Annotated in this window: 18 protein-coding genes and 1 pseudogene; 13 read left to right on the forward strand and 6 right to left on the reverse strand. The window is 67.7% G+C overall.

The genetic code is table 11. From position 1 onward, the window contains the following. Positions 1–13 precede the first annotated feature (13 nt). The 4 genes from ACOGI7_RS13890 to ACOGI7_RS13905 all read right to left on the reverse strand — a co-directional run bounded on the left by ACOGI7_RS13890 (position 14) and on the right by ACOGI7_RS13905 (position 6,473). A complete protein-coding gene (locus tag ACOGI7_RS13890) occupies positions 14–2,233 on the reverse strand; it encodes a molybdopterin-dependent oxidoreductase (RefSeq protein ID WP_419851515.1) in 2,220 nt (739 codons plus the stop codon). A gap of 93 nt (positions 2,234–2,326) precedes the next feature. Next, positions 2,327–3,202 carry a hypothetical protein gene (locus ACOGI7_RS13895; RefSeq protein WP_419849352.1) on the reverse strand — a complete coding sequence of 292 codons (876 nt, stop codon included), beginning with the start codon at positions 3,200–3,202 and terminating at the stop codon, positions 2,327–2,329. A gap of 39 nt (positions 3,203–3,241) precedes the next feature. After that, positions 3,242–5,665: a CaiB/BaiF CoA transferase family protein gene (locus ACOGI7_RS13900; protein WP_419849353.1), complete on the reverse strand. Its 2,424-nt coding sequence runs from the start codon at positions 5,663–5,665 to the stop codon at positions 3,242–3,244. Between the two features lie 28 nt (positions 5,666–5,693). After that, positions 5,694–6,473 carry a class II aldolase/adducin family protein gene (locus ACOGI7_RS13905; protein ID WP_419849354.1) on the reverse strand — a complete coding sequence of 260 codons (780 nt, stop codon included), beginning with the start codon at positions 6,471–6,473 and terminating at the stop codon, positions 5,694–5,696. Positions 6,474–6,602: 129 nt separating this feature from the next. On the opposite strand from ACOGI7_RS13905, the gene ACOGI7_RS13910 reads away from it, so the two are divergent. Beyond that, positions 6,603–6,998: a DUF5318 family protein gene (locus tag ACOGI7_RS13910; RefSeq protein WP_419849355.1), complete on the forward strand. Its 396-nt coding sequence runs from the start codon at positions 6,603–6,605 to the stop codon at positions 6,996–6,998. 52 nt (positions 6,999–7,050) lie between these two features. Here ACOGI7_RS13910 and ACOGI7_RS13915 read toward each other — a convergent pair whose 3' ends face one another. Then, complete coding sequence (locus tag ACOGI7_RS13915) at positions 7,051–8,448, reverse strand: amidase (RefSeq protein WP_419849356.1); 1,398 nt, start codon at positions 8,446–8,448, stop codon at positions 7,051–7,053. Positions 8,449–8,569: 121 nt separating this feature from the next. On the opposite strand from ACOGI7_RS13915, the gene panB reads away from it, so the two are divergent. The 12 genes and pseudogenes from panB (at position 8,570) to ACOGI7_RS13975 (ending at position 21,045) form a co-directional block, all read left to right on the forward strand. Further along, positions 8,570–9,424 carry a 3-methyl-2-oxobutanoate hydroxymethyltransferase gene (panB, locus tag ACOGI7_RS13920; RefSeq protein WP_419849357.1) on the forward strand — a complete coding sequence of 285 codons (855 nt, stop codon included), beginning with the start codon at positions 8,570–8,572 and terminating at the stop codon, positions 9,422–9,424. Positions 9,425–9,502: 78 nt separating this feature from the next. Then, positions 9,503–9,847: a 30S ribosomal protein S6 gene (gene rpsF / locus ACOGI7_RS13925; protein ID WP_419849358.1), complete on the forward strand. Its 345-nt coding sequence runs from the start codon at positions 9,503–9,505 to the stop codon at positions 9,845–9,847. Between the two features lie 17 nt (positions 9,848–9,864). Then, positions 9,865–10,347: a single-stranded DNA-binding protein gene (ssb, locus tag ACOGI7_RS13930; protein ID WP_419849359.1), complete on the forward strand. Its 483-nt coding sequence runs from the start codon at positions 9,865–9,867 to the stop codon at positions 10,345–10,347. Continuing rightward, positions 10,347–10,589, forward strand: a pseudogene (gene rpsR, locus ACOGI7_RS13935) (30S ribosomal protein S18); the annotation flags it as partial. The gene ssb and the pseudogene rpsR, both read left to right, overlap by 1 nt. Positions 10,590–10,885: 296 nt before the next feature. Next, complete coding sequence (gene rplI, locus ACOGI7_RS13940) at positions 10,886–11,332, forward strand: 50S ribosomal protein L9 (protein ID WP_419849360.1); 447 nt, start codon at positions 10,886–10,888, stop codon at positions 11,330–11,332. A gap of 156 nt (positions 11,333–11,488) precedes the next feature. Next, positions 11,489–12,868: a replicative DNA helicase gene (dnaB, locus tag ACOGI7_RS13945; protein WP_419849361.1), complete on the forward strand. Its 1,380-nt coding sequence runs from the start codon at positions 11,489–11,491 to the stop codon at positions 12,866–12,868. A gap of 530 nt (positions 12,869–13,398) precedes the next feature. Next, the gene (locus tag ACOGI7_RS13950) at positions 13,399–14,580 is read left to right on the forward strand and encodes a tyrosine-type recombinase/integrase (RefSeq protein ID WP_419849362.1); all 1,182 of its coding nucleotides are present in this window, start codon (positions 13,399–13,401) and stop codon (positions 14,578–14,580) included. A 110-nt stretch (positions 14,581–14,690) separates the two neighbouring features. Continuing rightward, entirely contained in the window at positions 14,691–17,852 is a 3,162-nt protein-coding gene (locus tag ACOGI7_RS13955) for a hypothetical protein (protein WP_419849363.1), read from the forward strand. A 165-nt stretch (positions 17,853–18,017) separates the two neighbouring features. After that, the gene (locus tag ACOGI7_RS13960; RefSeq protein WP_419849364.1) at positions 18,018–18,230 is read left to right on the forward strand and encodes a hypothetical protein; all 213 of its coding nucleotides are present in this window, start codon (positions 18,018–18,020) and stop codon (positions 18,228–18,230) included. 161 nt (positions 18,231–18,391) lie between these two features. Then, positions 18,392–18,697, forward strand: coding sequence for a hypothetical protein (locus tag ACOGI7_RS13965; RefSeq protein ID WP_419849365.1), 306 nt, complete (start codon positions 18,392–18,394; stop codon positions 18,695–18,697). A gap of 448 nt (positions 18,698–19,145) precedes the next feature. Continuing rightward, on the forward strand, positions 19,146–19,478 hold the full coding sequence (locus ACOGI7_RS13970) for a hypothetical protein (RefSeq protein ID WP_419849366.1): 333 nt from the start codon (positions 19,146–19,148) through the stop codon (positions 19,476–19,478). 37 nt (positions 19,479–19,515) lie between these two features. Then, the gene (locus ACOGI7_RS13975; protein ID WP_419849367.1) at positions 19,516–21,045 is read left to right on the forward strand and encodes a hypothetical protein; all 1,530 of its coding nucleotides are present in this window, start codon (positions 19,516–19,518) and stop codon (positions 21,043–21,045) included. Positions 21,046–21,055: 10 nt separating this feature from the next. Here ACOGI7_RS13975 and ACOGI7_RS13980 read toward each other — a convergent pair whose 3' ends face one another. Further along, positions 21,056–23,866 carry a hypothetical protein gene (locus tag ACOGI7_RS13980; RefSeq protein ID WP_419849368.1) on the reverse strand — a complete coding sequence of 937 codons (2,811 nt, stop codon included), beginning with the start codon at positions 23,864–23,866 and terminating at the stop codon, positions 21,056–21,058. Positions 23,867–23,913 lie beyond the last annotated feature (47 nt).

The following is a 23,913-nucleotide window of genomic DNA, read 5'->3' on the forward strand; positions in this document are numbered from 1 at the left end:
AACCAGCGAGATATCAGGCGGGGACGGGGACGACCTCCACCTTGATGCCGTTCACGATGGCGTTGCCGGAGATCTCGTCCACCAGCTCGCCGGGGGCCAGCAGGTTGTTGTTGACGCCGTGGAACTCCTTGGCCACCGAGAGCTGCACCCCGTCGAGGTTGTGGCCCCAGCCGTGGGGCAGGCACACCACGCCGGGCATCATCTCGTCGCTCACCTCCACCGGCACCTCGATGCTGCCGATCTCCGTGCTCACCCGGGCCGCGGCCCCGTCCACCAGTCCCATCCCCTGGGCGTCGTCGGGGTGTACCAGCAGCGTGCAGCGGTCCTTGCCCTTCACCAGCACCTTCACGTTGTGCATCCACGAGTTGTTGGAGCGCACGTGGCGGCGGCTCACCAGCACCATCCCGTCGTCGCGGCCCAAGCGGCGGTGGAGCCGGTCCACGTCGGCGGTGATGTAGGGCGGGGCCATCTCGATCTTGCCCGACGGGGTGTGGAGGATCTCCGGCACCCGGGGCACCATCGGCCCGAAGTCGAGGCCGTGGGGGTTGTCCTTGAAGTCTTGGAGGGTGAGCCCGCCGGGGTTCTCGCCGTAGCGGTCGCCCCGATGGCCCACCCGGATCATGAAGTCGGTCATCCGCTCGGGGCCGGCGATGTCGTAGTGCGACAAAACGTGCTCGGGATCAAGCCCGAAGAACATGCACAGCCCGGCGAAGAAACCGTCGTCTACGGCCTTCTCGTCGATCTCGTCGTTGGATTGGCCGCCCATGAGCGCGCCCACCCGCACGAGCACTTCCCACTCGTCGGGGCGGTCGCCATAGTCGAAGATGCGCTCCGACCAGTTGCCCGCGGTGCGAGCGGCCCACGACCAGATCATCTCGTCCCAGTGGGGCTGCTCCAGCGGCGACAGCCCGGGCAAAATCACATCGGCGTGGCGGGTGGTGGCGTTCACCCAGTTGCCGATGCAGATCATGGCGTCGAGCATGGGCAGCGCCTCATCGAGGCGGCCGGCCTCGGGCGAGCTGATCACCGGGTTGCCGGCGATCACCACCAGCGCCTTTATCTGGCCCTCGCCCGGAGTCATGATCTCCTCGGAGAGGCACGACACCGGCACCTGGCCCAGCACCTCGGGGGCGCCGCGCACCCGGCTGTGCCAGCGGCCGAACTCGGGCTCTTTGGGCTCCTCGAAGTTGAGGGTGGTCATGGCCGGGGCGACGGGGTTGCCGAACATCATCCCACCGGGCACGTCGAAGTTGGCGGTGAGCAGGTTCACCACGTCGATCAGCCAGGAGGCCAGCGTGCCGAACTCCTGATTGCACAATCCGATGCGCCCGTACACACACGCGCTGTCGGCCGCGGCGATCTCCCGGGCCAGCCGCCGGGTGGTCTCGGCCGGCACCTGGGTGGTGGCGGCCACCATCTCCGGGGTCCAGTCGGCCACCAGGGCCCGCACCTCGTCGAGGCCATTGACGTGGCTTGCCATGGTGCCCAACTCCACGAGGCCCTCGTCGAACAGCACATGGCACAGCGCCAGCAAGAAGGCGGCGTCGGTGCCGGGGGTGATGGGCACCCACTCATCAGCGTGGTCGCAGGTGCCGGTGCGGCGGGGGTCGATCACCACGCACTTGCCGCCCCGCTCGCGGATCTTGTCCATCTCGCCCAGCACGTCGGGGCAGGCCAGAAGGCTGCCCTGGGAGGCGTGGGGGTTGGCCCCCATCACCACCAGATACTGGGTGCGCATGATGTCGGGAGTGGGGAAGGTCCAGGCGTTGCCGTACATGCACTGCGACGACACGTTCTTGGGCCACTGGTCCACCGTGCCCGCCGAGTAGCCCATCTCCACGCCCGACTGGAGCACCAGCGCGCCCACGTAGCGGCTGATGGAGAAGTTGTGGGCCGCGGGGTTGCCCACGTAGTAGGTCATCGACTCGACGCCGTGGGCGTCGCGCACGCCGTGGAGCAATTCCTCGCAGCGGGCGTAGGCCTCCTCCCAGGTGGCCTCCTGGAAGGTGCCGTTCTCGTCTTTCACCAGCGGCACCCGCACCCGGTCGGGATCCTCGTGCAGATGGCCCAGCGTGGTGCCCTTGGGGCAGATGAAGCCCTTGCTCCACACGTCGTTCCGGTCGGCCCGAATGGGGGGCAGAACCTTCTCACCCTCGGTCTTTATCTCCAACCCGCACATCGCCTCACACAGCGGACAGGTCCGGTAATGGGTCTCCACAGTCACGGGAAGGATGGTAGTTGGAGGCGGTTGGCGAGCCACACCGATGAACTACTAATTGACTTATATTTGATGTCAAAATTAGTATTTGCTGCGGGTTTCCCCTGGTTAGCGGAGTTGGTCGACGTAGGTGTCGGTGCCGGGGATGGTGGGGATGAAGGGGGCGGACAGGGCTAGGGAGGCTTTGGGGTGGGCGGCTAGGGCGTTGTGGTGGGCGGCGAAGGCGGCGGGGTACACGTCGGCGGGGTCTTGCTCTAGGAACCACAGCAGGCACAGGCGCTGGCCCACTTTGGCGGTGGGGGCCACCGGCGGGGTGCCGGGCTGCTCGATGCGGCCCTGGGCGAACTCCCGGGGGGCGAACGCCAAGCACATCACCGCGGGCGAGCCCAGCAGCACCGAGGGCAGGTGGTCGCGGGCCAGCCACTGCTCGAGGTCGTCCTGGTCGGCCACGTCGGCGGCGTCCACCACCTCGACCACGAGGCCGGCGAAGGGGTGGTTGAGGGCCAGATGGGGCTTCATGGGGCCGCTGCCGGGGCGTACCACGCCGAAGCGGTAGTGGTGGAAGGCGGTGTAGACGTGGTCGCGCTGGGGAAAGCCCCGGCCGTGGGGCATGAGGGCCTCGGCCATGGCCAGAAAGCTCCACCGCTCGGTGTCGTCCTCGTGGCCCGGCGTGCTCCAGTACAGCGAGATGTAGCAGCCGGCGTCAGGAGGGTCGAACGCGGGCTCGTCGACGGCGGGGCGCAGGTCGCGCAGCGCCCGGGGGGCCACCCAGCGCCGTCCGGCGTACACCCAGGGGCCGTGCATGGCCCCGGAGAAGAAGTGGTCGTCCTCGTACCAGCGGTTGTACTCGTATTCCTGGCCCTCGTGGGGCTCCACCATGGTGATGAGCGCGCTGCCGATGCCGATGTCGTTGGGCAGGTGAAGCGCCAGCCGCTCGTACACCGACCGGTCGGCGGGCGTTCGGTCTGGTTCGCTGCTGGTCATGGCACGCCTCCTCAAATGGTTGGGTCAGGCTCGGGGTGGCTAGGTCAGGGCGCCGGTGGCGGCGAGGGCGCTGATCTCATCGTCGGAGAAGCCGAGGATCTCCGACATCACCTGCTGGGTGTGCTCGCCCACCAGGGGCCCCGCCCGCCAGGGGCGGGCCGGGGTGGCGGAGAACACAGTCACCGGGCCGTCGAAGGTCATCTTGCCGATGGCGCCGTGGTCGAGCTCGATGAAGAACTCCCGGGCCACCAGGTTGGGGTCGGAGCAGAAGTCGCTGGCCCGCAAGGCCGCATACGCGGGCACCCCGGCGTCGCGCAGCTTTTGGGCGGCCTCGAAGTTGTCGTGCTCCAAGAACCAGCCGATCAGCAGCTCGTCCGCATTCGCCTCGCCGATGGGCGAGAACCGGTCTTCCACCATGTCCATATCGGCCACCACCGAACCCAGCGCCTCCCACTGCTCGTCGGTCTCCACGGCGATGGCGCAGAAGCGCTCGACTCCTTGGGTGCGGTAAACCCCGTGCGGGCTGGCCCGCTCGGAGTCGAGCCCAGCCTGGGCACGCACCCGGCCGCTGTCGCGGTACTCCAGCACCAGCGGCGCCAGAAAGTGGATGGAGGCCTCGATCTGGGACAAGTCGATGTACTGGCCCTCGCCGGTGCGATGGCGGTGATGCAGCGCAGCGCCGAGAGCCGACAGGGCGTAGCGGGGGGAGATGAAGTCGGTGTAGGCCCCCCAGGGAACGTTGGGCGCACGATCGGGCCAGCCGGTGATGGCGGCGAAACCGCCCAAACAGGCGCCGTGGAGGCCGAAGCCGGTGTGGCGGGCCTCGGGCCCGGTCTGGCCCCTCATGCAGGTCGACAGCATCACCGCCCGGGGGTTGAGGGCCGACACCTGCTTGTAGCCGAAACCCAGGCGCTCGGCGGTGCCGGGGGTGTAGTTCTCCACCACTACGTCGGCCCACTCGATCATCCGGTCGATCACCGCCTTGGCCTCGGGAACGGTGAAGTTGAGCCCCAAGCCCAGCTTCGACTGGTTCATGTTGGCCATGGGATGCCCAGCGCTCATGGGCGAGGAGTGGGGAAGGTGCGGGGGTATCCACCGCAGGGTGTCGAGGCGGGCCTCGGTCTCCACCCGCACCACGGTGGCCCCCAGGTTGGCCAGGTCTTTGGAGATGAGCGGCCCCGCGGCGATCCACGACAAGTCGGCCACCTTCAAGCCCTCAAACAAGTCTCCCCTCGGGGCGGCCCACACCCGGCTGGGCGCCTCGGGGGCCCGCACCGGTTTCAGGCCCTCCAGAATCTGTTGGTGCTGGCCCAGGGAGGGCGCCGGATGGCGGTAGGCGATGGGGGTGGCCGACAGGCGGGCGAATGGCCCGGCGTGTACGGCGCCGTCCACCTCTACCCAGAAGTCGCGGGCGGCGAGCTGGGGGTCGGCGGCCAGGTAGGCGGAGGTATAGCAGGGGGCCACCAGCATCTTGCCGGCCACCGCCCGCTGTTGGATCTCGGCCTGGGTCTTGGTCTTGATGAAGTCCAGCATCTGCTGGAGGGCCCGGGCGGCGTCCTCAGCGCTGAGCGACCCGTCGCCCAGCCGCTCGAGCCACTTCTCCCAGTCCACCTCGGCCAGGTCGTCGTCGAGGGCGCCCTCTTCGACCACCCAGGCCATGAGCGACTTCATGCCCCGGTTGCCCTGTTCTCCCAGCACCAGGGTCATGCCCACATAGCCGTCGGCGCAGGGCTCGATCACCGGCATCGGCACGCCGGGCACCACCTCGGGGTGGGTGACGTCGGCCCGGTCGTCGCCCCTGCCGGGGAAGTCCTGGCCCAGCGCGGCGTAGCTGGTGATCGACATGAGCGACCACAGCACCGCGGCCTGGATGGAGCTGTCGAGGTGTTGGCCCAGCCCGCTTCGATCGCGCTCGCACAGCGCCATGATGGCGTCGGCCGCGGCCTGCATCGCCCCGAGGAACGACGTCTCGGGATAGCCCACCGGGATGGGAACCCGGTCGTGGTCGCCCTGCATGGCCAACAGCCCGCCGGCGGCCGACAAGGTGAGGTCGGTCATGGGTGCGGCGGCGTCGGGGGTGCCGGCGCCGAACGGGGTCACCGACACGTACACCAGTGCGGGGTTGACAGCGGCCAGATCGTCGGGGCCGAGGCCGAGGCCGTCCATGTAGCCGGGGGCGAACGACTCCAGCAGCACATCGGCGCCGGCCACCAGCGCCCGGAACTGGTCGCGGGCCCCGGGGAGTTCCACGTCGCACACCACGCTGTGCTTGCCCAGGCCCCACGCCTCCCAGAACAGCGAGCGGCCGTCGGCGGCGAACGGCGGGGTGGTGCGGGCGTCGCACCCCAACACCGACTCGACTTTGATGACCTCGGCACCGAGGTCGGCCATCGCCTTGCCGGTGGCCTCCGCCATCCGGGTGGTCAGGTCGAGGACCCGTATGCCGTCGAGGGCGCCGCTCATGGTCCTGGCTGCGGGACTTCGCCAGAGCTCAGTGGGAGAGCAGGTCGGGATCGCGGCGCAGCTCGGCTCGCACCATGGCCTCCCAGAACCCGATGAAGTTGTCGCCGGGGCTGCGCTTCATCATCTGCACGTAGCTGTCGGGCAGCACCGGGTTGAGCTCGGCGCCGGCGGCCCGGATGTGCCAGGCCCGCTGGCAGCGCTGCTCGAGGGCCACCGCCCGCTGGTGGACGGCCCGGGCCGAGTTGCCCAGCACGAACACGCCGTGGCCGGCCAAAAGGGCCAGCTCGGAGTCGCCCATCTTCACGCAGGCGCTGCGGGCCGAGGCGGGGTCGTTGACCGCGCCGTCGTACTCGTCCACCAGCACCAGCTCGCCGCCGCCCAGCGACGACGACTGGTCCATGGCCGGGGGCACCTCGGCCATGTCGGCCCACACCGTGCCGTACAGGGGATGGTTGTGCATGGCCCAGGCAACCCCGGGGCGGAGCTTGTGCAGCTCCAGATGAAGGGGGATGCCGGGGGGCACCGGCCAGTCGCCCTCCACCACGTTGCCGTCGAGGTCGATGCGGATCACCTGGCTGGGCCGCAGCTCGTCCCAGGTGATGAGCCACGGGTTGCACATCAGGGTGCCGTCGCCCATGTTCACGGTGATGTGGCCGGCCAGGTGGTCGTTGTAGCCCTCGGACCACAGGCACCGGGCCAGCAGCACCAGCTCCTCGGCGGTGGTCATGTCGGGGATCAGCTTCTCTGCGGTGGGGGTGAACGCCATGGCCTCACAGTAGCGGGCGCCGATGACAGTTGGCCCGGCCACCGCCCAGCCGAGCCCCAAGAACGGCCCGCCAGCCGAAGAGCAAAGCCGCCGGATTTTAGCGGAAAGCCGCCCAGCGGTGTCGGCCCTTCGAACGACCGCTGGCTTGACAGATGTGGCTACTCTGTCGCCATGGCCGACCCGATGGCCGCAGCAGTAGGGGTTCAGCCCGAGCCCGCCTCAACGGTGGACTACCGGCTGGTGCGAGCCCATGTGCTGCAACGGGTGTTGAGCGGCACCCGGATGGCCGACGACGTGTGCGACGCCCACCCCGAGCTGGTGCGGGCCGGCCGAGAGGTGGGCACCGCCGCCGGGGAGCCGTGCCCGGTGTGCCAGGGAGACGAGCTGGCCCTGGTGTCGTATGTGTTCGGCCCCCGCCTGCCAGCCCACGGCCGCTGCATCAGCTACCCGGCGGAGATCGCCAAGCTGGCCCAGCGCAAGGGCCGGTTCACCTGCTACGAGGTGGAGGTGTGCCCCGAGTGCGGCTGGAACCACCTCCTGCGCAGCTACGTGCTGCAACCCTGCTGACCGACGGCGCTCGACGGCGACCCTGCTGATCGCCCCCGCGAGTACCGCTGAATCAGCGGGGCTGGGGCCAGAAGGGCTGGGCCTGCTCCAACTGGGCGGCCAACTGCAACAGCAGCGCCTCAGCGCCGTAGGGGGCGATGAAGTGGCTGCCCACGGTGAGGCCCCGGTCGTCCCAGTGCAGGGGCACCGACATGGCGGGCTGGCCGGTGGCGTTGGCCATGGCGCAAAACGGGCTGTAGGCCCCCTGGCGAGCCCCCCACTCGGCCACATCGTCGCTGGTGGCCACCAGCTCGCCCAGCGGGGGCGGCACCCGGGCCAGCGTGGGGGTGAGCACCAGGTCGATGCCCGAGGCGTGGTACTGGCCCATCTTGCGGCCCATCAGGTGGCTGTCCAGCACGGCCTGGGCGTAGTCGGGGCCGGAGATGTCAGCGCCCCGGGCCGCCATCGAGGCGGCCACCGGCTCCAGGTCGTCGGCGCCGGGGGGCCGCCCGCACGCCGCCTCTCGGCGGGCCATCAGCGCGGCGATGTTGGAGGTGGTGATCACCCCCTGCGGGCCGCCCATTCCCCGGCGTATGGGCAGGTCGGCCTCCTCCAACCGATGGCCGAGCCCCTCGCACAGGGCCACCGCGGCGTCGAGCGCCCCCCGGGCCACGGCATCGAGCTCGATGCCGTCGGCCGAGCCGTCCCACACCGCGATCCGCAGCGGGGGCGGCGGCACGGCGATGGCCGCCTCGAATGTAGTGTCGGGCGAAGGCGCCACATAGGGGTCGCCCGCAGCCAAACCGGAGATCACGTCGAGCATCACCGCGCTGTCTCGCACCGTGCGGGTGATGGCGTGGGTACACGAGTAGCCGCTCCACCCCTCTCCGGCGTCGGGGCCGAAGCTCACCCGCCCCCGGCTGGGCTTGAGCCCGAACAGCCCGCAGGCCGACGACGGGATGCGGATGGAGCCGCCCCCGTCGGAGGCGTGGGCCGCGGTCAGCATCCCCGAGGCCACCGCGGAGGACGCCCCTCCGCTGGAGCCCCCCGCGCTGCGGCCGGTGTCCAGGGGGTTGGCGCACGGGCCGAACAGGGCCGGCTCGGTGGTGGTCGACAGGCCGAGCTCAGGCGAGTTGGTGCGGCCCACCAGCACCAGGCCGGCGGCCCGGTAGCGGCTCACCACCTCGGCGTCGTGGTCGTCTGTCGGGGCATCGGCGAAGTAGCGCGACCCGTGGGTGGTGACCGTGCCCCGCATGGCGAAGTGCAGGTCTTTGATGGCGAACGGCACCCCCCGCAGCCGCCCGTCGGCGGCCGGCTCGGGCTCCACGATGGTGGTGATGGCGTTCAGCTCCGGGTTGCGCTCGTCGATGCGGGCCATGGTGGCCTCCAGCACCTCTTGCTCCGACACCTCCCCGCTCCGAATGGCATCGGCCAGCCCCACCGCATCGCTCCGGTCCAACAAGTCATCCATGAGCCCGACGTTAGCGGCGCGCCTCTCCCCAGCACGATGTGGCGAGGGGGCTGGTGGGATGGGCTAGAGTGGGGGCGACCGCCGGCAGCCTGAGTGCGCTGGACGGGGAAGGAGAACAACCATGGGCTCGAAGCTCACTGCTCCGGCTATCAGCCATCGCAAGCGCAGCGGTGGCGCAGACCCCCTCGTCATGCTCACCGCCTACGACGCGCCCAGCGCGCGCATCGCCGACGAGGCGGGGGCCGATCTCATCTTGGTGGGCGACTCGGTGGCCATGGTGGTGCTGGGCCACGACGACACCATGAGCGTGACCGTGGACGAGATGGCCCACCACACCGCGGCGGTGGCCCGCACCCGCCCCAATGCGCTGGTGGTGGCCGACATGCCGTGGATGAGCTACCACGTGTCTGCCGCCGACACGGTGACCAATGCGGCCACCCTCGTGCGGGCCGGCGCCCAGGCGCTGAAGCTGGAGGGCGGCTCTGAGCGGGTGCCGATGATCGAGGCCATCATCTCGGCCGAGGTGCCGGTGATGGGCCATCTGGGCCTCACCCCCCAGTCGATGCTGGCCCAGGGCGGCTATCGGGTGCAGGGGCGCACCAGCGAGGCGGCGCTGGGCCTGGTGGCCGACGCCAAGGCGCTGGCCCATGCCGGATGCTTCGCCATCGTGCTGGAGGGCATGCCGGCCGCGGTGGGCCAGATGATCACCGACGCGGTGGACGTGCCCACCATCGGCATCGGCGCCGGGGGCCACTGCGACGGCCAGGTGCTGGTGTTCCACGACGTGCTGGGGCTGGAGACCAGGATGCTCCCCCGGTTCGTGCGCCGCTACGCCACCCTGCACGACGACGGCGTGGACGCCCTGGCCCGGTTCGCGGCCGATGTGCGCTCGGGGGCGTTCCCCCACCACGACGAGTGCTACGAGATGAACCCCGACGAGGAGATGGCGTTGGGCCTTTACGGCCACACCGGGTAGAGTTCTCGTGCAATAGAAGCCCTGCCCCGGCTGTCGGGGCTCCGGCCGAGGCCGGGTCCACAGGGAGGTGAGCTCGCCATGCGGGCCTACGAATTGATGATCATTCTGAACGCGGGCGTCGAGGAATCCGACGTGAGCACCCGCGTCGAGCAGGTCTCCGAGAACATCTCCGCCCACGGCGGCGAGGTGAAGGCCGAAGACCGCTGGGGCAAGCGCCGCTTCGCCTACGAGATCAACCATCAGCACGAGGGCTACTACCTGGTCCTCGAGTTCGTGACCGAGACGCGCGAGATGGAAACAATGGAACGTCTCCTTCGCCTTGCGGACGATGTGGTCCGCCACAAGTTGATCCGTCTCCCCGACGACGAGGCCGCCCGGCGCGGCCTGCTGGGAGACGACGCCCCCCTGGCTGCGGCCGGGTAACCCAAGGAGACACAGAGATGGCTTTCGACAACACGGTGACCGTCACCGGGAACATCACCAGAGACCCAGAGCTTCGATTCACGGCCGGCGGCAGCGCGGTGGCCACGTTCGGGCTGGCCTGGAACCGGCGCTGGCAGAACCGCCAGACCAACGAGACCGAGGAGCAGGTGTCGTTCTTCGACGTGACCTGCTGGAACACCCTGGCCGAGAACGTGAGCGAGAGCCTGGTGAAGGGTACTCGGGTGATCGTGAGCGGCCGGCTGGAGCAGCGGTCGTGGGAGACCCAGGACGGCGACCGCCGCTCCAAGGTCGAGATCATCGCCGATGAGGTGTCGCCCAGCCTGCGGTGGGCATCGGTGGAGGTGATCCGCAACGAGCGGCGCGAGGGTGGCGGCGGCCGCAACCAGGGCGGCGGAGGCGGCTACCAGGGCGGGGGCGGAGGCGGACGCCAGCAGCGCAGCCAGACCCCCGACTACCAGGTTGACGAGGAGCCGTTCTGATGGCCAAGGGACCGAAGAAGCCCAAGGCCAAGGACATCAGCCGGCGGCGCAAGAAGAAGGTCAGCGTCCTCACCCAGGAGGGCATCGGCTATGTGGACTGGAAGGACATCAACCTGCTGCGGCGGTTCATGTCCGACCGGGCCAAGATCCGGGCCCGGCAGGTGACCGGCAACAACCAGCAGCAGCAGAAGGAGATCGCCCGGGCCATCAAGAACGCCCGCGAGATGGCGCTTTTGCCCTACAACAACCGCATCACCACCCAGCGCAGCGCGTCGCGGATGCGAGACGACAGCCGCTTCGAGGGGCCGGTTCCCCAGCCGTCGGCCCCGCCGCCCGGCATGCGCCCGCCCGGCGAGATGGACGGCGAGGAACTGGAGGCCCTGGAGATGATCGGCGACGAGGCGGCGATGCCCACCGACGCAGCCGAGGGGGCACCGCCGGAGGCGCTGGCGCAAGAGGCACCCGTCGACGAGCCGGTGGCCGAGGAGGCTCCGGTCGAAGAGGCGGCTCCCGAGGAGGCCGACGAGGAGCCGGCGTCATGAAGGTGGTGCTGCGCGACAACGTCGATGCCCTGGGCAAGAAGGGCGACGTGGTGGACGTGGCCGACGGCTACGCCCGCAACTTCTTGATCCCGGCCGGCAAGGCGTTCAAGTCGTCACCGGGGGCCGAGCGCCAGGCCGAGCGCATGCGCCAGGCCCGCGAGCTGAAAGACGCCAAGGAGCTGGCCGAGGCCCAGGAGATGGCCTCCCGGCTGGTGTCCACCCCCATCCACATCGCGGCCCGGGCCGGAGAAGAGGGCAAGCTGTTCGGATCGGTCACCACCGCCGACATCGTGCGGGCGGTGGCGGAGCAGGCCAATATCATGCTGGAGCGCAAGGCCATCGACTCCGAGGGGATCAAGGAGCTGGGCAGCCACACGGTCACGGCCAAGCCCCATCCCGAGGTGGAGTTCCCCATCACCGTCGAGGTGGTCGCCGCCGAATAGCCCTGGAAAAGCCGAATTCGGTAAATCCCCAGGATATCCACCTATTTCAACAGCGCTTCCCCTAGCGCTTCACATGCAGGGTTTGCCAGAGTAGGCAACCGTGGAATGCGGTCGGGCAGAGCAATTGTCACTGCCACCAGGACAATAGGTGCAGTGGTGAGCGATCCCTTCCAATATCCCGACGACGGCCGGTCCTCGACAGCGCCGGGCCGCCTGGGGCGGGTGCCGCCCCACGACCTCGACGCCGAGGAGGCGCTTTTGGGCGCCATGCTGTTGAGCCGCGACGCCATCGCCGATGCGGTGAACCTGATCCGGCCCGAGCACTTCTACCGCCCGGCGCATGCCCATGTGTACGAGGCGGTGTGCTCGCTGTACGCCCAGGGAGAGCCGGCCGACGCGGTGACGGTGGCCGCCGAGCTGAACGCCCGGGGCCTGGCCGACAAGGTGGGGGGCAACGCCGCGCTGGTGAAGCTCCAGACCGGCACCCCGGCGTCGGCCAACGCCGCCCGATACGCCACCATCGTCCACGAGGCGGCCACCCTGCGCAAGCTGATCGAGATCGGCGGGGAGATCTCCGAGCTGGGCTACGACGGCGGCGACGACGTGGTCAAGACGGTGGACTCGGCCGAGGCCATGGTGTACCGGCTGGCCGCCGATCGCATGGGCGACTCCACCGCCCGCATCTCCGAGCTCTTGCCGGCCAACCTGGAGCGGATCGAGAGGCTCTACGACCAGGGCGAGATCGTCACCGGCACCCCCACCGGCTACAACGACCTCGACGAGATCACCAGCGGCCTCCAGCCCAACACCCTGGTGGTGATCGGGGCCCGCCCGTCGGTGGGCAAGACCAGCTTCGCGCTGGGCATGGCGGCCCATGCGGCCATGCGGGCCAACAAGCCGGTGCTCATCTTCTCGCTGGAGATGAGCCAGCTCGAGATCAGCCAGCGGATCCTGTGCGCCGAGGCCCGGGTGGACGCCTCCCGGGTGCGCACCGGCAAGCTCACCGACCAAGACTGGGCCGACCTCTCCACCGCCATCGGGCGGCTGTCGGAGGCCCCCATCTGGGTGGACGACAACCCGGCGGTGACCATCATGGAGATCAGGGGCAAGTCCCGCCGGCTGCGCAGCCAGACCGGCGACCTGGGCATGGTGATCGTCGACTACCTCCAGCTCATGACCGGGCGCCACACCGCGGAGAACCGCCAAGTGGAGGTGTCGGAGATCAGCCGGGGCCTCAAGATCCTGGCCCGGGAGCTGCAATGCCCGGTGGTGGCGCTCTCACAGCTCTCCCGCAACCTGGAGCAGCGCCAAGACAAGCGGCCCATCCTGGCCGACCTGCGGGAGTCCGGCTCCATCGAGCAGGACGCCGACATCGTGATGTTCTTGTACCGCGACGAGGTCTACAACCCCGAGACCGCCGACGCGGGCACCGCCGAGGTGCTGGTGGCCAAGCACCGCACCGGCCCCACCGGCAAAACCCGCCTAGCCTTCATCAAACACCACACCCGCTTCGCCAACATGGCCCGCACCGCCTGAGCGAGCTGGGAATGGAGCAAGGAGCGAAAGGAACGGGAACTCAAGAAGTTCATCGCAGAGTCGTTTCAAGACTGGCCCGTCGAGAGAGCTCTCAATGACTGGTTCAAGAAGGCAACCAGCAAGGGGCTTGCCAAATACACGCTCGACGACTGGCTGAAAACTGCGCTGACCAATTGGCGAGTCAGAGATGTGCTGAAGAAACAAATTGGCGAAATCGTCGAAGCCGAAGTCCGAAGGCAGCTCCTAGACACCAAACGCAAGGCTGCGTAGCCAATCAAGCAGAGCAGCTAGCACCGTCAGAAGAGGCTTCCGCCGTTGAAACAGGGGGGGTCGTTGTCCGTTTGGGCTTGATGCGGCTCTTGGAGGGCTGCTCGGGAAAGCGGTTGGTAACAGGATATGCAACAGACCACTCCGGCCGAATTCCCACCATAACAGCTATGTGTCCGGCGGCTTCGGCGGGGTGGACATGCGCGGAGTTGTCCATGATGATGCTTCTCTCAGTAACAAAACCACTAACACTGGGAGGCAGCATGGCTGAGAGGCAAAAGCTCACCGCGAAGTTCGTGGCCACCGTGAAGGAGCCGGGCGCCTACGGCGATGGAGGCCACGGCTCCCACGGGCTGATCCTGCGGGTGCGGGAGGCCAAGGGCGGGGGCGTGACCAAATCGTGGGTGCAGCGGCTCATCATCAACGGCAAGCCCACCCACATCGGGCTGGGGCCCACATGGCTCGTGTCCTCCGCCGAGGCCCGTGAGACGGCGTTGGACAACCACCGCATTGCGCGCAGGGGGGGCGACCCGCGGCGCGGCGCCGGCGTCCCCACCTTCGCCGAGGCCGTCGAGGAGGTCATCGCCATGCACTCAGCGGGTTGGAAGGAGGGGGGACGCACCGCCGAGGCATGGCGCACCCAACTCGCCACACACGCCGCCCCCCTCGCCGACAAGAAGGTGGACAGGATCACCCCCGGCGACGTGCTCGCCGTGCTGGAGCCCATCTGGCTCACCCTGCCGGAGATCGCCAGAAAGCAGCGCCGGCGCATCAGCGCGGTGATGAAGTGGGCGGTGGCCCAGGGCTACCGAATCGACAACCCCGCCGGCGACGCGCTGGCCGCAGCCCTGCCGAGGCAGAACGGCGCAACGCACCACCCGGCCATTCCCGCCGAAAAGGTGGCCGACGTGATCGCCGCCGTGCACGCGTCGGGGGCCTGGCGGGGAACCAAGCTGGCGTTCGAGTTCTTGGCGCTCACGGCGTGCCGGTCGGGCGAGGTCCGGTTCGCGACGTGGCCCGAGATCGACCGGGAGGCCCGGGTGTGGACCATCCCAGCCCGCCGCACCAAGACGGCCACCGAGCACCGGGTGCCGCTGGCCGACGCAGCGCTGAGGGTGCTGGCCGAGGCCGAGCAGATCGCCGACGGCAGCGGCCTGATCTTCCCCTCCCTCACCGGGCGGCCGCAAAACGACAGCACCCTGTCGAAGCTGCTGAGGGAAATGGGCGCAGGCATGGTTCCGCACGGGCTGCGGAGCTCGTTCAGAAGCTGGGCGGCTGAGTCCACCGACTACTCGTGGGAGATCGCCGAGATGGCGCTGGGCCACACCGTGGGAACCAAGGTGGAGCGGGCCTACCTGAGAACCGACCTGTTCGAAAAGCGCGTCCAGCTCATGCAGGACTGGGCCGACTTCCTCACCTGCTCGCCCCAATTGTCACAAGAATAGCAATATCTACAACAACATAAATCGCTGACCAGCCGAAACGCACCAGATATGGTTCCGGCGGCGGGAGTGCTACTGGTCGTCGCAGCTCCCTGCTTGCGCTCGGGGCGCTGTTGGCGCTGGTTGCGAGCGTGCTGATCTGGGCCGCGCCCGACTCCCAGGCGCAAAACCCCAACATCCCCCCGGTTGCGATCGCAACGCTTGGCGCTGCCGTGCCCGATGCAACGGCCGCTGCCACCGCCGACCCGTCGGACGACTTCGTGGTCCAGAACCTGGTGGGGACGCGGAGCTTCGACCCCGATGCGGCCAGCGATGCCACCGCCAACGGGATCGCGGTGTTCCAGTGGGAAGTGGTGACCGACAGCTATAAGGACTGGCTGGCCATCACCGGCGCCAGGACCGGCGAAGCGTCGTTCATTGTTCCGAACGAGGCATCCATCGCCCGCTACGGCCAGACCATCGAGTTCAAGCTGACGGTGTGGGACGCCAATCCGAGGCAGGTGGCTACGGCTTTGTCGGACACCGCCACGGTGACCTACAACTTCCGAGATGCCGGGAGCCCCACCGCCGACATCACCGTGACCGCCTTGTTGCCCAACCCCACCGCCGTTGAAGGCTACGACGACGACGGCGACGGGCTCATGGATGAGGATGACGAGCAGTTCACCGTTGACGCCATCATCTCCCGGCCGGGTGAAGGCGACAACACGGACTACGAGTGGCACATCAAAGAAGGTGCCCTGCTGACCATCGACGGTTCCGGCAGCTCCGACCCCGACACCACCCTGACCGACGCCAACTTCACCTGGCGGCGCATCTACGACAGCAGCGCCGACACCGGTGTTTCCGACAACGCTGCCGATCTCGACGCCTCCCTGCCGGGTGCCGCCGACGCTGAGGCAGCAGCTGGTGTCAACGGCAAGAAGATCAGCTCGAGCACTGACGTCCCGACGGGCACCCGTGAAGCGCTCACCGCCCGGACAGTCGTGGCGCTTGCCAACACCAACGGTACTGCCCCGAATCCGTTCTACAGCTACTACCGCTTGACGATTGACGACAACGGCGACACCGACGGGGGCAACATGGACAGCACCCAGGTGCTGATCGTGATCCACGACCAGCCCAACGATCCGACGGCAGCCGGCAATCCTCGTGATCCGGCTTCCAGGATTACTGCGACTGCGGTGAGGACTGCCGATACCTCAGTCACTACTCCTGTGGTGCAGAGCAGCCTGGGCGCGAACCGGTTCCTGGTTCCGCCCGGCAACACCGTGACCATCACGGCGGCACCGTGGGATGCCGACATCGGCATCGCTGGCGGTGCGGGCGTTGCGGGTGACCTGATCACCACCTTTGACGGCGCGAGGCCGACCGCAGCAGGTGCGCTAACTGCCACGGTGGCGATTCCTCGGACCGCTCCTCAGGGAACCGAGTACGAGGTCAACATCACCGTTACCGACCGCACCAAGCGCAGCTCCACGACCACGGTGACCATCGTGGCCGTGCGCAACACGCAGCCTGAGGCGGTGGCGCCTGACAACATCATTGTTGGCGATGGGGCCAACGGCGGCGACAAAGACTCCTTCAACCTACCGACCGGCACGGTCGCGCTGCGGGGTATCGGGTTCGACGCCGACGGCAATGACCTCACCTTCAACTGGACTGAGAAGGCCTATCCGCTCAATACCGACGGTGAACTTGATACCACTGGCGATTCCGACGCCGACGGTACGTCATCTGCCGCGATCAGGCTGCCGAGGAAGGCTTATCTGAGTATCGACAACGCTGACCAGGAGTCGGCATCCTTCTCGGTGCCCGAGGTTGACGATACGAACCTTCCGACCGTTGACTATTCGTGGGATCACGATAACGATGCGGGTACCACCGCTCTCACCGTCAAGGCTTACCAGATCCCCATCGAGTACAAAGTCACTGACAGCTGGGGCCATTCCAGGACTGACATTGTGGTTGTGACCGTTTTCGACAACGAGGTACCCCGCACGGTGGCCAATCCTGGTGCCAACCAGGAGGTCGCTGGCGGCTCGTTCGTCCGGCTGAACGGCTCCGGCAGCCGGAACTCCGCCGGCACCACTGTTGGTCTCACCTATCAATGGACTTATATCGGGATCTCCACCGATCCTCTGACCCAGGACCGTCCGGCCCTCTCCCGACAAGAGATTGCCGGGGGCTACGTCGAGGCCAACAAGGGCAACGCATCGACGACCGCTGACAAGGTTGGATGGCTCCCCTACGACGGCAAAGCAGACGTCACAAGCGAAGGCACAGCCGGAGCGGACACGGCTGACGACGATCACATCCTGACAGGGGACCAGGCTGTTGGCACCTTCCACCCGACTGCTGGTGGGGCGCTGAAGCAGGCAGACACCAGATTCCCGTACTTCGATGCTCCAAGTCTGCACGGCTTCAGCAGCATCAAGCTCCAGTTCGAGCTGACGGTGACCTACACCCCGCCTGGCGATTCTGCACAAGACCCGGTGAAGTCTGTGCGCCCGGTGACGATCACTGTGAGCGACGGGTTCTATTCCGGCGGCACGGTGACCGGTCCGGACTTCTGCACCGGCTTCAGCCTCGGCGGTCCGCAGACCTTCGCCTTCGACAGCGACGGTGACGGCGTGGCCGACATCTGCTCGCTGAAGACCACCCGCCGTGAGGCAGTGGCGACGCAGAACGCCTACAACGAGCTGGCCGCTTTGAACCCGGATCTGTTCAAGGACCACCTCCACGGCAAGGCTGCTGTGGAAGCTGATGCCACTGCGACTCCGCCAGTCGTAGCGCAAGCTGCAATTGCCAGCCAGTGCAAGGCGGCCCCGAAGACCTTGGGCGACTCCGATGCGGCGCTGAATGCCGATGCGTGCGGTCCGGCCGGTACGTTCACCCGTCGGGTGTCGAGTCCGCCGGCGCCGGTCGATCCTGCGGTGGCCGATGTGTTCTTCTCGGGGATCATCACCGACGCCAACTTCTGCACCAACCGCAGCCTCGGTGGGCAGCCGCTGTATGCCAACGACACCGATGGCGACGGCGTGGCCGACATCTGCTCGCTGGGTTACACCCGCCGCGAGGCCGTCGCTCGCCAGAACGCGCTGCAGATGGCCTTCTCGGGCCACGATCAGTTCGCGGCTGCCCTGGCGAGGGCTTGCGCCGAGTTGGGCACCACCGACTTCGGTGACAGCGCCGCCAGCCTGGCCAACGACCGGTGCAGCAAGCCCAGGCCCGCCAAGCCGGGCACGGCGCTGCCAAAACCAGCAGCTAGCTAAACCGACCCTGGTTCGCCAGAACCAGTAAGGAAGCGGCCCGGCCCCAGCGGCCGGGCCGCTCCGCGTCCGCCCGGCTCGGGGCTGTTGTGGTGGGGGCTCGGGCCCGGATAATCTGGGGGTTCAAGTTTCCCCTGAGCAACCCTCTTTGTAGAGAGGGAGAACGTCATGAACGATGCAGTCTTGAGCACCTTGATCGGTGTGCTAGGAACCGGGCTGATCGGCATGTTCTACATCCAGCTTCAGAACCTGCGCGCCGACATGAAACAGGGTTTTCGGGAGCAAGGCGAACGCTTGGCCCGCATCGAAACCGACCATGGGGAGCGCTTGGCCCGCATCGAGGCCAAACTCGACATCGATCCCCCCGCCGAAGCCGCCTAGCTCACGTTCCCGCTAAGCAACCGGGATTACATACCCAATTGCCCATTCTCAGGGAAGCCCCAACCCATTTGTCGATGGGGCGACAGATCGGTTAGATCTGCTTATAATGAAATCGACGGGCACCGCCCCATCGCGACGGAAACAGCACGAAAGAAACAGCCGTGGGCAACTCCTATAGCTCAGACGACTTCGATCCGAGCAAACTCGACCGAGTGGACACCAAAAGGGCCGCACACCTGGTTCCTGGGGATTACATCGTTCCCCTAGGCGGCGAGGCAGAGAAGACGCTGGCGAGCAACGGTGGAGTGCCAATCCGGGATGAGACTGTGAAGGTCATCCGCAAGCCGCACCCGTCGATTGCGTCGAAGCGGGACAAGCCTCTTGTCGCCATGAAAGTCCAGTGCATGAACGGGAAGAAGCTGTACATGAGGACACCCCCGGCCCATAAATTCGCCGTCTTCGGCTGATGCCCCATGACAAGGACGACGAAGAGATAGTCGAATGGGCGGGAAGCCCGGATATCTCGGTTAGTCCTCCTCGCAAGTCATTCTGGACTTGGGAGGGCTTTTTCTCCTACTGCTACGACCCCACCCTTCATATGGCTGTAGTGGTGGTTGAGGTCCTGCTCTTGGAGTCCATTGAGCCGTGGAGGATCAAGATAGGCGTAGCCGTCGGTGTTTTGGTGCTCGCCTGGATTGCCCTTGTGAAATTGAATGTCAAGAAAGAGGCATTAGTGGTTAGGGCCATCCCAGGAAGCAATCAGTCAGATACGTTTGGCTGGTCAACCGGCTCCTCATCTCGATTCCCCCGCCGAAGCCGCTTAGCTCGGGGCTGTTGTGGTGGGGGTTCGGGCCCGGATAATCTGGGGGTTCAAGTTCCCCCTGAGCAACCCTCTTTGTAGAGAGGGAGAACGTCATGAACGATGCAGTCTTGAGCACCTTGATCGGTGTGCTAGGAACCGGGCTGATCGGCATGTTCTACATCCAGCTTCAAAACCTGCGCGCCGACATGAAACAAGGATTTCGGGACCAAGGCGAGTCCATTAAGGCACTAGAGGCCGCGGTGGGCCGCATCGAAACCGACCACGGCCAACGCCTCGCCCGCATCGAAACCGACCACGGCCAACGCCTCGCCCGCATCGAAACCGACCACGGCCAACGCCTCGCCCGCATCGAAACCGACCACGGCCAACGCCTCGCCCGCATCGAGGCCAAGCTCGACGACGACCCGCCTACCCAAGCCGCCTAACGACTCTCGCAGAAGCCGGAATCGCTCGCTGAATTCGTTGACGGCAGATCCGACGCTTTCCGGCTCCAATCACCGCCGCGCCCGAGTGGTGCTCGCTTTGCTGCTGGCGGTGTTCGTGGTGCTCAGCGTGAAGCAGGTGGACAACCATCCGCAGCTGGGTGTGGATGAGATCTACTACTACGACTACGTGCTCAAGTCGCCCTCGCTGGGCATCCGCATCGGCGAGCAGGTGGGAGCCGAGGCCATGGCCACCGCGGGGTGCCGGGGGATCGAGATCTGGCCTGAGGAGCTCATCCCGGCCTGCGGCGATCCCCAGCCCGATCCCAACCAACTGTGGCAGTCGGGCTACAACGTCACCTTCCAGCATCCGCCCCCCTACTTCACGCTCACCGCGTGGGGCGGCGAGGTGATCGGCTGGCTGCCCGGCGTGGACGACAAGCTGCACGCCTACCGGCTGGTCGGGGCCCTCTGGCTGGTGGCGGGGATGTCGCTGCTGTGGTACGCCCTGGGCCTGGCCGGGCTGGGCACCGTCGCCAAAGCGGCCCTGGTGGCCCTTTTGGGGGCGCCGCCGGCGGCGCTGTACGTGTCCACCTCTGTGCACGCGGGCAACGCCCAGCTCGTGGGTGGCGCCCTGTTGCTGGTGGCGCTGCTGTTGTGGGAGGCCAAGCGCTGGCCGTGGTGGTCGGTGCCCATCGCGGCCGCCGCGGCCATGGCGCTGAACTTCAACAACGCCATCGCGGTGGGCGCGCTGGTGGCCTACCTGGCCTATCTGGCCTGGCGCGACCGGGGCGACAAGAGCGACCTGCTTGCCACCGCCGCCTCGTCGTTCGCCGTCGCAGTGGTGTCGGTGATCGGCTGGCAGTTGTGGCAGAACCACCGCAAGCTGGCCGACGTCCAAGATCTGCCCATCCACCAGGTGATCTGGGGCCAGAAGGGCTTTCAGTGGCAGCAGATCGACGACGAGCTCCGGGCGGTGTTCACCCCGTTTCGAGATCAGTGGATCCCGACCTGGGACGTGCTCACCCCGCTCAACGGCATCGCCGACATCGGGCTTTTGGTGCTGCTGGGGGCCACATTGGCGGTCACCGCCCAGCGGTCGTCTCATCGCTACCTCACCGCGGGGGTGGTCACCGCCATGGCCGGCATGGGCGTGGTGACCATGCTGAGCACCTACGCCGCGGGCTACAACTACTTCCAGCTCACCCCGGCCCGCTACGGCCTGGCCCTGTTGCCGTTCGCGGCCCTGGCCGTCGCACCGGCCATACGCGCCATCCCCCTGGCCCGGCTGGCCACCGCAGCGGTGGCCGTCGCCACCGGCGCAGCGGTTGCCTACGGGGTCTTCGCCTCGGTCACGCCGGCGCAGGACGCCGATGTGGTGGAGGCCATCCGCTTGTCCCAGCAGCAGCAGTCGATCATCGACCAGCAGGATCTGATCAGCGACCAAGAACAGCTCCTCGACGACCAGCAGCAGCTCCTCGACGAGAAGGACAACCTGCTCGACCTGTACCGCTGCCAAGCCGGAATCGACGTCCACCTAGTGGCCGGAGGATGCGACCCCGACAACTGAGCCGGGCCGCTCAGTTGGGGGCGGTGGGGAGGGGTTGGCCGGGTTGGGGGGTGGTGGGACGACTGCACCGGTCGGCGGCCAGGGCGGCGGGGCTGTCGCCGAAGTCGAGGGTGCCGAGGGCGGTGCAGGCGGCGGCGAGGGCGGCGGGGAACTGGGGATGGTCGGCGAAGGCGGCCTCCAGGGCGTTGTGGCGGGCCACGGCCTCGCGGCGGGTATAGGCCAGCGAGCAGGTGTCGGCGATGCCGTCGCCGTCGCGGTCAAGGGCGTAGAGGGGCTGTCCGCCGAGGCCGAGGTTGGTGCAGAAGGCGGGTCCGGTGATCACCGGCCCGGAGAAGAACAGGCCCGCCTTGGCGGGATCGATCGGCGCGGGGGGCGAGGACACTCGGCGGTCGCGAACGCCTTTGGGCCCGCACGAATCGGCCTCGAGCGCTTCGGCGGTGTCGCCGGGCAGATCCTTGGGGGCGCTGTAACAGGTGCCCTTGGTGCGGTCGGACTCGTCTGCGTCGGTGTCCGGGTCGTCGGGCGGGCCGTGGAGGGCGGCTTCGAAGTCGTCGGGGTTGATGACGGCCAGGCGCTCCAAGGCGTTCTGGCGGGCAATGGCGGCCCGGCGGGTGGTGTCGAGGGCGCAGATGTCGGCCACGCCGTCCTTGTCGGAGTCCACCGGATAGGTGGCGGGGCCGCCCAGGCTGCGGTTGGCGCAGTAGTCGGGGCCGTCGATGACCCCGGAGAAGTACCCGCCGACCACGGTGACGGCCACCGTGTCGGTGTGGTCTTGTTGGCCGGTAACGCCGCCGACGGTGAGCGTGAAGATGAGCTTCACGCTGTTGAACCCGTGGAGCCGGGGGGCGTCGAAGTAGGGGTAGCGCCCCGACACGGTCTTGAGCCGGCCGCCGGCTGTGGGGCTGTAGGAGCCGTCGTCGTTGGGGAACCACTCGCCGGCGGTGAATCCCTCATCGGCCTCGGCTTCGGTGATGGCGGGGCGGTGCTCGGTGCGGGGAAGGGTCTCGATGCCCACATAGGCCCACTCATAGGAGACCGACGCGATAGCCGCATCGCTGATCAACCCCGAGTTGATGCGGCCCCGCAGGCGAACGAAGCTGCCCGACGACACCCGTTGGTCCACACCGGCGATGGCCCGAAGGTCGTCGTCGCCGTCGTGGATGATGATCTCCACCACGTCGGAGTCCGACACCCCCCAGCTGTCGGTGGCGGTGAACTGCACGTAGACGATGTACCGGGTGCCGGTGGTGACCTCGGGCAACGGGAAGCTGGCGGTGTCGGTGTCGGCGCCGGCCAGCGACAGCCGGGGCCCGCGATAGGTGGCCAGCAATTCGTCTCCCGCCGAGTTGCGGACCTGCTCCCACCGGAAGGTCATGTCGTCGTTGTCGGGGTCGAACCCGAGGCCGTTCAATTCCACCCTCCCGCTGGGGGGATCGGAGACCGGGAAGCCGCCGTTGGTGCCGTCGGGGGTGTCGATGTCGTCGGGAGCGAGCGCAATCGGCGCCAGGTTCTCGGCTATCACCAGCTCCACCGAAGTCGACCCGGAGAACTCAGAGGAGTCCACCACCTCCACGCTGATCACGAACGAGTCGCCTTCCCTGAAGCCCTCGGGGGCGGTGAACACCGCGGTGGTGCGCGCTCCGGGCCGGTTGTCCTCGTCGGGCTCCAGGGCGGGTCCGCTCCAGGTGTGCTTCAGCAGCCGGGTGCGAGCTGAGCCGTCGCCGGTGCCCACCGCAGTGAGGATCACCGGGTCTTCGGCTGTTTCGGGGGAGATCAGGTAGCGGTTCTCCCCGGCGGGCTGGATTCCCTCGCGGCGGTCGGCGGCAGTGGAGGCGTCGGGATCGGATTCGGGATGGAGTATCTCCACGGTGGGGTTGTCGTGGGCGTCGCGGACCACGATCTTGACGACGGCCGTCGACGTTGCGCCGTGCCCGTCGGTCACCGTGAGCTGGTAGTACAGGTAGTAGGGGTCGGCGATATTGCCCCGCACGAAGGGGAGCCGGCCCACCGTCTCCGACGTGGTGGAGCCGACGACGTCGGGATCCTCGTCGGTGCTCAGCGACCGCACGCCATCGGTGTCGCCGGGCAGCGAGGCGGTGACCGACGCCACATCGCTGTGGTACAGGCGCGTCCAGCTGAACGCGCTGGCCGGAAGCGGGCCGTCGGGGTCGGAGCTGGCCGAGCCGTCCACCACCAGCAACGTGCCCTCTCGGATGTCCCATTCGTAGTCGAGGTTGTCGTTCTCGCCCGGCCCGGCGATCACCCCCTCAACGGTGTAGCGCTCCTCGTTCTCGTCCACCACGCCGTTGCCGTTGTCGTCGAAACCGGTGAGCTGCTGGCTCCGGGGAGCGGGCAGCTTGGCCGTCACGGTGATCTCGGCGGTGGGACCGTGGTTGATGTTGGCCACCACCGTCGTGCTGGAAGACGCCGCCGGCCGACCGTCGTCGGTCACCGTCAGCCGGAACTCCACGGAGTGGACGCCCCGGTCGGCCAGCGTCCGATCGAGGAGGACGAACGTGGCCGTCCGCCCCGCGGGGATGTCGTTGTCGGCGTCGGCTGGGGAGTGGGCGACGGGGAGGTTGGCGTAGGCCTCGGTCATCACCTCCCACTCGTATTTGGCGATGCTGCCGCTGGGGTCGAAGCTCCTAGAGCCGTCCAGCGCCACCGTGGTTCTGCCGGCTTGCTGGTCGGGGGTCACTGCGGTGACGACGGCGATGGCCACCGGCGGGAACTGGGTCTCCTCCTGGGCTGCTGTTTGGGGAATGGCCAGGCCCAACAACCCGGCCAACAACCCCGATAGCGCGACCAACGACCTGCGCAAAACAGCAGCACCTCCCCACAGGACATGTTTATGTTAATGCCGCGAGG

This window comes from Candidatus Poriferisocius sp. (assembly GCF_965204145.1).
Lineage (GTDB): Bacteria > Actinomycetota > Acidimicrobiia > Acidimicrobiales > Bin134 > Poriferisocius.